Below are 9,137 nucleotides of genomic sequence, written 5' to 3'. Positions count from 1 at the left end.
CCGGACTTCCCCCTTGTCATCTTCGTCGCCGCCTTCGGCGGTTCCTTCAGATTCCCTCGGGCTTATCGACGCCCCGCGCACCGCGCGACACCGCCACGCCAGGCTCGGTCCATGGCAATTTGGCGTCAGCGGGGGTGAACGGTTTGCTTGGGATTCTTGCAAGCGGCGGAGGCGCGGGGAGGATCTTGCGGGGCCCGCCCCAGCCCGGCCGCACGGGCGGCCTTTTGGGGCTTACGCGGCGTCTTGCGTTGGGGTGATGCTTGATGTGGCTGGCTGGCGTGTGGGGGGTCAATAGCCCCGCTGCGGGTCGTAGATGTTCGGCAATTCCGCGCCGCGCTCGTTGGCTTCGATCAGCCATGCCGTATGGCGGGCGCGTTCCTTGCGGTCCGGAATCGCGGCGCAGTGGGGCGTGATGATGATGCCGGGATGCGTCCACAACGGGGAGTCCTGGGGTAGCGGTTCTTGCTCGAAAACGTCCAGGATCGCCTGGTGCAACTGGCCGCTGTCCAAGGCATCTACGACGTCTTGCGTGACCATATGCGACCCGCGGCCGGCGTTGATCAGGCTGGCGCCGCGGGGAAGTTGCGACAGTGTGGCGGTGTTGAGGATGCCCCGGGTGGCGTCGGTGGCGGGCAATAGGCAGACGAGCAGGTCGGTGCCGGCCAGGAATTCGCCGAACTGGGCCTGACCAGCGTAAGAGGGCAAGCCTTCCAGCCTGGTGGCGCCCCGCGACCAGCCGGTGACGGGGAAGCCCACGCGGGACAGCAATTCGGCGGCAGCCACGCCCAGGTGGCCCAGGCCCATGATGCCGACGCGCATGTCGGCGGCCACGCGTAGCGAGTCGAAAAGTTCCCAGTGCCGACGCGCCTGGTTGTCCACGACTCGCTTGATGTCGCGGGTCAGCATCAGCGCGGACGTCAGCACGAACTCGGCCATTTCAGTGCGGGTCCGGGCGGTGACCATGCGGGCGATGGGCAGGTGGCGCGGCAGCTGCGGGTCGGCCAGAATGTGGTCGACGCCGGCGCCGGCGCTGATGATCAGCTTCAGGCGGGTAAAGGTGGCCAGCCGGCCGGCGTCGGGGGCCCAGACCAGCGCGTAGTCGACGGTGGCGGGATCGATGTCTTCATGCCAGCCCACCACGTCCAGTTCGGGCGCGAAGGCGCGGAACTGCTCGCGCCAGGCGTCGAGGGCGGACGGGCCGCCGGAATTGATGATGAGCCGCATGCGGGTCCTTCGATTCTGTGGGCGAGCAGGCCCGGGCTGTGCGCGGCGCGCGCTGGCGGGTTATCCGCTAGCGGCGCGCCGCAAGATCTTATCAACGTTCGACGGTGCGGTTCCAGCGGGCGTTGAACGCGGGCCGGGTCGTGTTGATCTGATCCCAGTCCAGGATCTTGGCGTTCGCCATATAGCCCTGGAAACGCTTGAGCGCTTCGGCGTTGTCCGCCGGTGCCTGGACGTTCTTGTTGGACGGGAAGTGGCCGCCCATTTCCAGCGCCTTCGCCTGCGCGCTGGCCGACAGCAGGTACAGCGCCAGCTTTTGCGCCAGTTCGGGTTCGCTGTTCTTGGCGATGACGCATTCGCCTACCATCAGGATCACCGAACCTTCCTTGGGTTGCGCGTATTCCACCGGGATGTCGCGTTTTTTCAAGCGGGCAATCGCCGTGGGCGTCAGCGGGAAGATCGCGGCCTCGTTGGACTGGATCATCTCGGCCAGTTTGGCCGAATTGGGGATGTACTCCAGCACATTCGGACCGATGGTGTCGGGCCACTTCTTGAAGCCGGGCTCGTAGTTCTTGTCGTCGCCGCCCTGGATGCGGTTGAACATCAGGAAGCCGTGCAGGCCGAAGGTGCTGCCGGAGGCCGACTGGAACACGACCTTGCCCTTGTACTTCGGATCCGCCAGGTCCATCCAGGATGTGGGCGGCGCCCAGCCGCGGTCGGCGAACATCTTGGTGTTGTAGCCCAGGCCCGTCATGCCGATGTCGATGCCGGCCGCCATGCGGTCCTTCATCACTGCGGTGGGGTACAGCTCTTTCAGCACCGGATCGTCGTTCAACTGTTCGCACAGGCCCATCGAAATCGCGCGCGCCATGATGCCGTCGTCCAGGAACATGACGTGCATCTGCGGCTTGTCCTTGTAGGCCTGCGCCTTGGCCAGCACATCGGTCGAGGTGCCAGGTACCACGACGATCTTGACGTTGTTGGCCTTTTCAAAATCCGGGAACACGTACTGCGTGAACGCGCGTTCCATGTCGCCGCCGTTCATGCCGACGTACAACGTCTTCTGCTGCGCCATGGCGCCCGCGGACAGCAACGCCATCATCGCCGCGCCCAACAGCCACTTCCCCTTGCCGGGGCGCGATGCGCCCTGTTTCTTATCCATCATGGTGACTCCAGCGTTTGCTCACGAACACTCTCAGGCCGGACCGCGGCGCCGTGAGCGGCGACCGAGAACCGTTCAATGCGGAAGGCATCGATAGGAATGGAGGACTGGCCGCGCACGACCAGTTCGGACAGCACCTCGCCCACGGCGGGGCCGATCTGGAAGCCCGCTCCCGACAGCCCGAAGGCGTGCAGCAGGCCAGGCACGGTGGAACTCGGGCCCAGCACCGGGTTGTGATCGGGCATATTGCCTTCCACACCGGTCCAGAATCGGATGACCTGCGCGCCGCGCAGTACCGGTAGCAGCGTCGTGGCGTTGGCCATCAGCGCGCCCAGTCCGGCACGGCCGGGCCGCGCGAAATCGGGGTTCGACGATTCGCCCCGCCCGCCGCCGATCACGCAATTGCCGCGCGCCACCTGGCGCGCATAGATGCCACCGCCTTGTATCCCCAAGCTGATGTCCATGAACGCCGGCAGCGGCTCGGTCACCATCATCAGCGGATGGATGGAGGTTTCGGGCACCGGTTCGCCGAAGGCTTCGGCAAACCGGCCGGCCCAGGCGCCCGCGCAATTGAGCAGGAATTTCGAGCGCACCTCCAACCCGTCGTCCGTGCGCAGGATGAAGTGCGATCCATCATGGTCGGCCGACGCCACGCGCACGCCTTCGCGCACGTCCGCCCCCAATGCGCCGGCCGCGCGGCCGAATGCCGGCGACACCAAACGGGGATTCGCGTGGCCGTCTTCCGGGCAGAAGGATCCGCCCGCAACCGCTTGGCCCAGCCAGCCGAAGCGGCGTGCCAAGGCGCGCCGATCCAGCATTTCCAGGTGCATGCCGAAGCCCCGCGTGCGTTCGCGGTAGGCTTCCAGCAGTGCCATGTCGGACGCGGAAGCCGCCAGCTTCAAGTGGCCGGAGCGCACGTACTCGCCATCGATGCCGATCAGTTCCGGCAGCTGGCCCCACAGTTCATGGGCGCGCCGCGTCAACGGCATCTGTTCCAGCCCGCGGCCCTGCCGGCGCACGCCGCCATAGTTCACGCCACTGGCGCGCGCGCCGCACAGCGCAGCCTCCAGCAACACCACGGGCACGCCCTGGCGGCGCAAAAACAGCGCCGCGCTGCCGCCCACGATGCCCCCGCCAATGATGGCGACTTCGGTGTCGATGCGCAGCGTCATGACGGCGCCTTGTCTTGCCGTTCCCGGTACACCACGCGCACCGGCACCGGTTTGACGGGCGGCTGGTTGCGCAGGCGCCCGACGTCGGCCGGCGACCGCCCGCAGGCTTGCGCCAGCACTTCCGCCGCGGCCGCGCCGCACATGCGTCCCTGGCAGCGTCCCATGCCCACGCGCGTCAGCGCTTTCAGGCGGTTCATTTCCTGCGCGGCGGTGTCGGTGACGGCCTGGCGCAACGTGCCGGCCGTCACGTCCTCGCAGCGGCAGACGACGGTGTCGTCGGCGATGCCACGTGCCCAGTCCTCGGGAAAAGGGAATGCGCGTTCCAGCGCCGCACGCACGCGGCCATTGGCGGTCAACCGCGCTTCCAGCTCGCGGGCGCGCGCCGCGTCGTGCGGATGCCGGCTGTCTTCCAACAGCGCCAGCGCGGCGCGTTCGCCTGCCAGTTCCGCGGCATCGGCCCCGCCAATCGACGCGCCGTCGCCCGCCACATACACGCCCGGCACGCTGCTGCGTCCGGCGGCGTCGCGCCGCGGCACCCAGTTGCGATCCCGCGCGAGGTATTCGAATTCGCAGCCGGCAAGGCTTGCCAACTGGGTTTCGGAACGCAGGGCCAGGCCATACGCCAGCGCGTCGCATTCGACGGTGTGCGTGCGTTCGCCCTGGCGGTAGGTCAGCCCCGTCACGCGGTCCTTGCCTTGCGCCGCCACCGGGCGCACGCCGCTGCGCATCGGCACGCCGCGCGCGCGCAGCCACGCCATGTAATACAAGCCCTTGGCCAGCAAGCCAGGGGCGCGCAGCAAGCCCGGCAGGCCGGCCAGGCGATCGGCAAAACGCGACGTGTCCAGCACCGCGGCCACCTGCGCGCCCGCCTTGGCGTATTGATAGGCCACCAGGTACAGCAGCGGGCCGGTGCCCAGGAAAGCGACGCGCGCGCCGATGGCGCAGCCCTGGTGCTTCAGGGCCACCTGCGAGCCGCCCAGGGTATAGACGCCGGGCGTCAACCAGCCGGGAAATGGCAGCACGCGGTCGGTGGCGCCCGTGGCCAGGATCAGGTGCGTGTACGGCACCGCCGTGCTGACGCCGTCCTGCAGAACGTCCAACGTCTTGCCTTCCAGGTTCCACACCAGGCTGCCGGGACGGTAGTCAACCTGCGGCAGCAAGGCGTCCATGGCGCGGTGCACGGCGTCGGCCTTGCGATGCTCGAAGCCATACAGCGCCGATTTCGGGCGTTGAAATCCGGTTGGCGGCTGCCGGTATATCTGGCCACCGGCGCGCGGGGCTTCATCCAGGATCACGGGCCGCAGGCCCTGCGCGACCAGCGCCTGCGCGGCGCGCACGCCGGCCGGTCCGGCGCCGACGATAACGGGCATCACCATGCTCATGGCGCCTCATCCTCCGGCCAGGCAGCGGCCAGCGTGTCGGGGGCTGCGGCGGGCGCCAGCGGCGTGGTCCGCAGGCGCATGCCCGGCGCGATGGAAGTGGAGCACGCGCGCACGCGTGCGCCGTCTTCCAGCTGCATCCAGCAATCCTGGCAGGCGCCCATCATGCAGAAGCCCGCGCGCGGGGCGCCGCCGAACTCCGAATGGCGCACGCAGTCCGCTTGCGTCAGCACGGCGGTCAGCACCGTGTCGCCCGCCAGCGCGGTACAGGCCCGGCCGTCCAACGTGAACGGGACCGCAGGCCGGGCCGTCTCCGCCACGCGTTTCAGTATTGCCATGATGCGGGCGCCTCGCTTGTCGCCCCGGGATTGTTCATTTCTGCCCCACCAGCACGCGGTCCAGGCCATACACGCGGTCCAGCAGCAGCATGGTGACGGCCGTCAGCCCGATCACCAGCGCGGACACGGCCGCCATCATCGGGTCGATGGATTCGGTGGCGTACATGTACATGCGAACAGGCAGCGTGATCGTCGAGGGCGCGGTGATGAACACCGACATCGTGAGTTCGTCGAAGCTATTGATGAAAGCCAGCAGCCAGCCGCCCGACACGCCCGGAATGATCAACGGCAGCGTCACCTGGAAGAACACCGTGGCGCGGCTAGCGCCCAGCGACAGCGCGGCATGCTCGATGGATCGGTCAAAGCCCACCAGCGCGCCGATCACCAGCCGCATCACATACGGCGTGATGACCACGACGTGCGCGGCCACCAGCCACGGGAAGCTGCCCGCCATGCCCATCAGCGCGAAAAAACGCAGCAGGGCAACGCCCAGCACCAGATGCGGAATCATCAGTGGCGACAGGAACAGGCCGTTGAGCACGTCGCGCCCCGGAAAGCGGTAGCGGGTGATGGCGATGGCCGCGGGCACCGCCAGGCACACCGCGATGGTGGCCGACAGGAACGCCAGCCACAGGCTGTTCTGGAACGCCTGCATGAAGTTGGGGTGTTCGAACACGGCGCGGAACCAGCGCAACGAAAAGCTCGTGGTGGGCATCGTAAGCGTCGTGTCCGGCGTGAACGCGACCAGGCACACAATGACCAGCGGCGCCAGCACGAACGCCACTACCAGGAAGTTGAACGCCAGCGCGAAAGGGCCGTTTTTCTGCATGTTGAATTCCTTGTCGGCCTAGCCCAGGCTGCGGCGGTAGGAGCGTTCCACGACGCGGTTGTACGCCATCATGATGATGACGTTGACCACCAGCAGCACGATCGCGATGGCTGCGCCCAGCGGCCAGTTCAGCTCGGTCAGAAATTCGTCGTACACCACGGTCGCCACCATCTTCAGGCGGCGGCCGCCCAACAACGCGGGAATCGCGAACGAGCTGGCCGACAGACCGAACACGATCAGGCTGCCCGACAGGATGCCCGGCATCGCCTGCGGCAGCACGATGCGCGTCAGCGTCTGGAAGCGCGACGCGTTCAGCGACAGCGCGGCGTGTTCCACGGTGGGGTCCAGCTTCTGCAGCGACGTCCAGACCGGGATCACCATGAACGGCAACATCACATGCACCAGGCCGATGATGACGGCGGTGGGCGTGTACAGCAGCGGCCCCATCCCCAGGGCGGCGGCCGCGCGGCCGATGGCCCCGCCCGGGCCCAGCAGCATGCTCCAGCCGAAAGCGCGCACCACCAGCGAGATCAGCAATGGCGACAGCACCACCAGCAGGAAAATGGACCGCCACGGCTTGCCCATGCGCGACAGGATGTAGGCCTCGGGCGCACCGATCAGCACGCAGATCAGCGTGGTGACGCCGGCGATCCAGAACGTGCGCCAGAAGATCTCCAGAAAATAGCTGTCGGTGACGACCGCCAGATAATGCTCGAAGGTGTGCCCCGGCAAGATGCCCGCGCCGTAGTCGAACGGACGGAAGGACAGCACGAAGGTCAACGCCAGCGGCGTCAGGACCAGCGTCAGGAAGACGATGGCAAGCGGCAGCGAACCCAGAATGGCAAGCAAGCCTTCGTTGCGCGGCTTGGGGCCGGCGGCGGCGCCGGATTGCGTCAGCGTCGCCATGTCAGGCCTCTTCCTGCGCCGGTGCGCGCAGCACGCGCAACACGCCTTCGGCCCAGTCCAGGTCGATGGCCTCGCCGTCGTCGTGCGGGCGGCGGCCGTCGTTGGGCGTCAGGACGGTCAGCGCCCCCACCGGCGAATCCAGGTCGTACATCCACTGGCTGCCCAGAAAGTAACGCGTGCTGACGACACAGGACAGCTTGCCCTGGCCCGCCGGCACCGGCACCAGTTTTTCAGGGCGCAGCGACAACTGCACGCTATCGCCATGACGCAGGCCTTCGCCGTCGACCATGACGCGCAGGGCGCCGGTCTCGATTTCGGCCTGCGCGCCGCAACGCGTGACCCGGCCCGGCAGCAGATTGGTCTTGCCGACGAAGCGCGAGATGAATTCGCTTTGCGGATGCTCGTACATGTGGAAGGGCGCATCCACCTGCGTGGCGCGTCCGTCCTGCATGACCACGACGCGGTCGCTGATGGATAGCGCTTCGGCCTGATCGTGCGTGACCATCACGGTTGTCGTGCCGATCTTCTTCTGGATGCTGCGCAATTCGAACTGCATCTCTTCGCGCAGCTTGGCGTCCAGGTTGGACAGCGGTTCATCCAGCAGCAGCACGGGCGGCCGGATCACCAGCGCGCGCGCCAGCGCCACGCGTTGACGCTGACCGCCGGAGAGTTCGCGCGGAAAGCGGTCGGCATGCTTGTCCAGCTTGACCAATGCCAGCGCCTCCCGCACGCGCGCCTGTCGTTCGCCGCGCTCGACGTTGCGCATCTTCAGGCCGAAAGCCACGTTGTCGGTGACGGTCAGGTGGGGAAACAGCGCATAGCTCTGGAACACGATCCCCAGACCGCGCGTGTTGGGCTTGGCGTGCGTGATGTCGCGCCCGTCCAGCGTAATGGTGCCGCGGGTCACGTCGGCAAAGCCGGCGATCATCTGCAGGGTCGTCGTCTTGCCGCAACCGGAGGGCCCCAGCAGCGAAACGAACTCGCCTTGCTCGACCGCCAGGCTCAGATCGGAAACGACGCGCAGGTCGCCGTAGTTCTTCGAGACGTTGTCCAGCCGCAGAAATGACATATTCCAAACCCCGTCGCCCATGGCGGGCTTTGCGCCCCCAAGGCGGGCCGGTTTCCCGGCGCCCTGGCGGCTTATTTGATGGGGCAGTCTAGGTTTCGCCAAAACCTGGGGTCAATTAGGGTTTTCCGAAGAATCGAATTTTTTATCCATTAATTCCATTGAATAGAATTTCCTGATAAAAATACGGCTAGCAATTTTGATTATCGGAACCGAAGAATGAAGAAATCAGAGACAAGCGACGAATCCGGCGGCCAGGGCGTCTTGCAGCGGGCCTTTGCCGTGTTACGCGTGTTGGCAGACGCCAAAGGCGAAAAGCTGCGCCTGACCGACATCGCCGCCCGCACCGGCCAAGCCCAGGCCACGGTGCATCGCGTGCTGCAAGGCCTGATGCAGGAGGGCGTGGTGGAGCAGCCCGCGCAAAGCAAGGGCTATCAGCTCAGCGTGGCGTTCTTCTCGCTGGCCGCCGCCGCCGGCACGCATCAGTCCAGCCTGCGTTCGCTCTACCGGCCGGCCATGCTGCGCCTGTCGGGCATGCTGAACGACACGATTTTCCTGTTGGTGCGCAGCGGGTTCGACGCCGTCTGCGTGGACCGCGTGGACGGCGCGTTTCCGGTGCGCTCGCACACCGGCGACATCGGCGGACGCGTGCCGTTGGGCATGGGCCAGGGCGGCCTGGTGCTGCTGGCCAGCCTGCCGGAAGCCGAGCGCGAAGAGGTCATCCGCTTCAATATCCCCCGGCTGCATCATCTGGGTTTCGTGGACGAAATCTCGATGCGCGTGCGCATCCGGGAATGCCTCGATCTGCAATATGCGCGCAGCCAGGGGCAAGGCGTGTTCCCCAACATCGCGGGGCTGGCGGTGCCGGTCTACGACCCCAACGGCGTAACCGTGGCGGCGCTGAGCGTGGCCGCGCCCATCGAACGCATCAATGACGAACGGCTGCCGCTGATCGTGGAAATGCTGCGCCGCGAAGCCGACGCCGTCGGCGCGCAGATCAACCCCTTCGACCCGGCATTGCGCCGCCCCAGCCAGTACCTGGGCGCGGGAAACGCCGGCTGACG

General features: G+C 66.9%; 9 protein-coding genes. 1 reads left to right on the top strand and 8 read right to left on the bottom strand.

Annotation, left to right across the window (positions count from 1 at the left end; genetic code table 11):
• Positions 1–288 precede the first annotated feature (288 nt).
• The 8 genes from ACE039_RS30785 to ACE039_RS30750 form a co-directional block, all read right to left on the bottom strand.
• Positions 289–1,224, bottom strand: a complete 936-nt coding sequence (locus tag ACE039_RS30785; RefSeq protein ID WP_485824236.1) for a 2-hydroxyacid dehydrogenase — start codon at positions 1,222–1,224, stop codon at positions 289–291.
• 91 nt (positions 1,225–1,315) lie between these two features.
• Complete coding sequence (locus tag ACE039_RS30780) at positions 1,316–2,386, bottom strand: ABC transporter substrate-binding protein (RefSeq protein ID WP_105555620.1); 1,071 nt, start codon at positions 2,384–2,386, stop codon at positions 1,316–1,318.
• Positions 2,383–3,555, bottom strand: a complete 1,173-nt coding sequence (locus ACE039_RS30775) for an NAD(P)/FAD-dependent oxidoreductase (protein ID WP_485824235.1) — start codon at positions 3,553–3,555, stop codon at positions 2,383–2,385. Before ACE039_RS30775 ends, ACE039_RS30780 begins: the two co-directional genes overlap by 4 nt.
• A complete protein-coding gene (locus ACE039_RS30770; protein ID WP_485824234.1) occupies positions 3,552–4,937 on the bottom strand; it encodes an FAD/NAD(P)-dependent oxidoreductase in 1,386 nt (461 codons plus the stop codon). The genes ACE039_RS30775 and ACE039_RS30770 overlap by 4 nt, the downstream gene beginning before the upstream one ends.
• Positions 4,934–5,272 (bottom strand): (2Fe-2S)-binding protein, encoded by a 339-nt coding sequence (locus ACE039_RS30765; RefSeq protein WP_310035442.1) that lies wholly within the window; start codon positions 5,270–5,272, stop codon positions 4,934–4,936. The genes ACE039_RS30770 and ACE039_RS30765 overlap by 4 nt, the downstream gene beginning before the upstream one ends.
• Positions 5,273–5,306: 34 nt before the next feature.
• Entirely contained in the window at positions 5,307–6,101 is a 795-nt protein-coding gene (locus ACE039_RS30760; protein ID WP_105555624.1) for an ABC transporter permease, read from the bottom strand.
• 18 nt (positions 6,102–6,119) lie between these two features.
• Positions 6,120–7,007, bottom strand: a complete 888-nt coding sequence (locus tag ACE039_RS30755) for an ABC transporter permease (protein ID WP_105555625.1) — start codon at positions 7,005–7,007, stop codon at positions 6,120–6,122.
• Position 7,008: 1 nt separating this feature from the next.
• Positions 7,009–8,076, bottom strand: a complete 1,068-nt coding sequence (locus tag ACE039_RS30750; RefSeq protein ID WP_485824233.1) for an ABC transporter ATP-binding protein — start codon at positions 8,074–8,076, stop codon at positions 7,009–7,011.
• 216 nt (positions 8,077–8,292) lie between these two features.
• Between ACE039_RS30750 and ACE039_RS30745 the strand changes: the two genes are divergently transcribed.
• Positions 8,293–9,135 carry an IclR family transcriptional regulator gene (locus tag ACE039_RS30745; protein ID WP_485824232.1) on the top strand — a complete coding sequence of 281 codons (843 nt, stop codon included), beginning with the start codon at positions 8,293–8,295 and terminating at the stop codon, positions 9,133–9,135.
• Positions 9,136–9,137 lie beyond the last annotated feature (2 nt).

The sequence above is a fragment of the Achromobacter maghribensis genome, assembly GCF_057334215.1.
Note: the sequence above shows the minus strand (reverse complement) of the source record. Positions and strands in the feature narration are given on the sequence as shown.

Coding starts and splice junctions, on each gene's coding strand:
- ACE039_RS30785 (WP_485824236.1), bottom strand. CDS start 1,224: ATGCGGCTCATCATCAATTCCGGCGGCCCGTCCGCCCTCGACGCCTGG.
- ACE039_RS30780 (WP_105555620.1), bottom strand. CDS start 2,386: ATGATGGATAAGAAACAGGGCGCATCGCGCCCCGGCAAGGGGAAGTGG.
- ACE039_RS30775 (WP_485824235.1), bottom strand. CDS start 3,555: ATGACGCTGCGCATCGACACCGAAGTCGCCATCATTGGCGGGGGCATC.
- ACE039_RS30770 (WP_485824234.1), bottom strand. CDS start 4,937: ATGAGCATGGTGATGCCCGTTATCGTCGGCGCCGGACCGGCCGGCGTG.
- ACE039_RS30765 (WP_310035442.1), bottom strand. CDS start 5,272: ATGGCAATACTGAAACGCGTGGCGGAGACGGCCCGGCCTGCGGTCCCG.
- ACE039_RS30760 (WP_105555624.1), bottom strand. CDS start 6,101: ATGCAGAAAAACGGCCCTTTCGCGCTGGCGTTCAACTTCCTGGTAGTG.
- ACE039_RS30755 (WP_105555625.1), bottom strand. CDS start 7,007: ATGGCGACGCTGACGCAATCCGGCGCCGCCGCCGGCCCCAAGCCGCGC.
- ACE039_RS30750 (WP_485824233.1), bottom strand. CDS start 8,076: ATGTCATTTCTGCGGCTGGACAACGTCTCGAAGAACTACGGCGACCTG.
- ACE039_RS30745 (WP_485824232.1), top strand. CDS start 8,293: ATGAAGAAATCAGAGACAAGCGACGAATCCGGCGGCCAGGGCGTCTTG.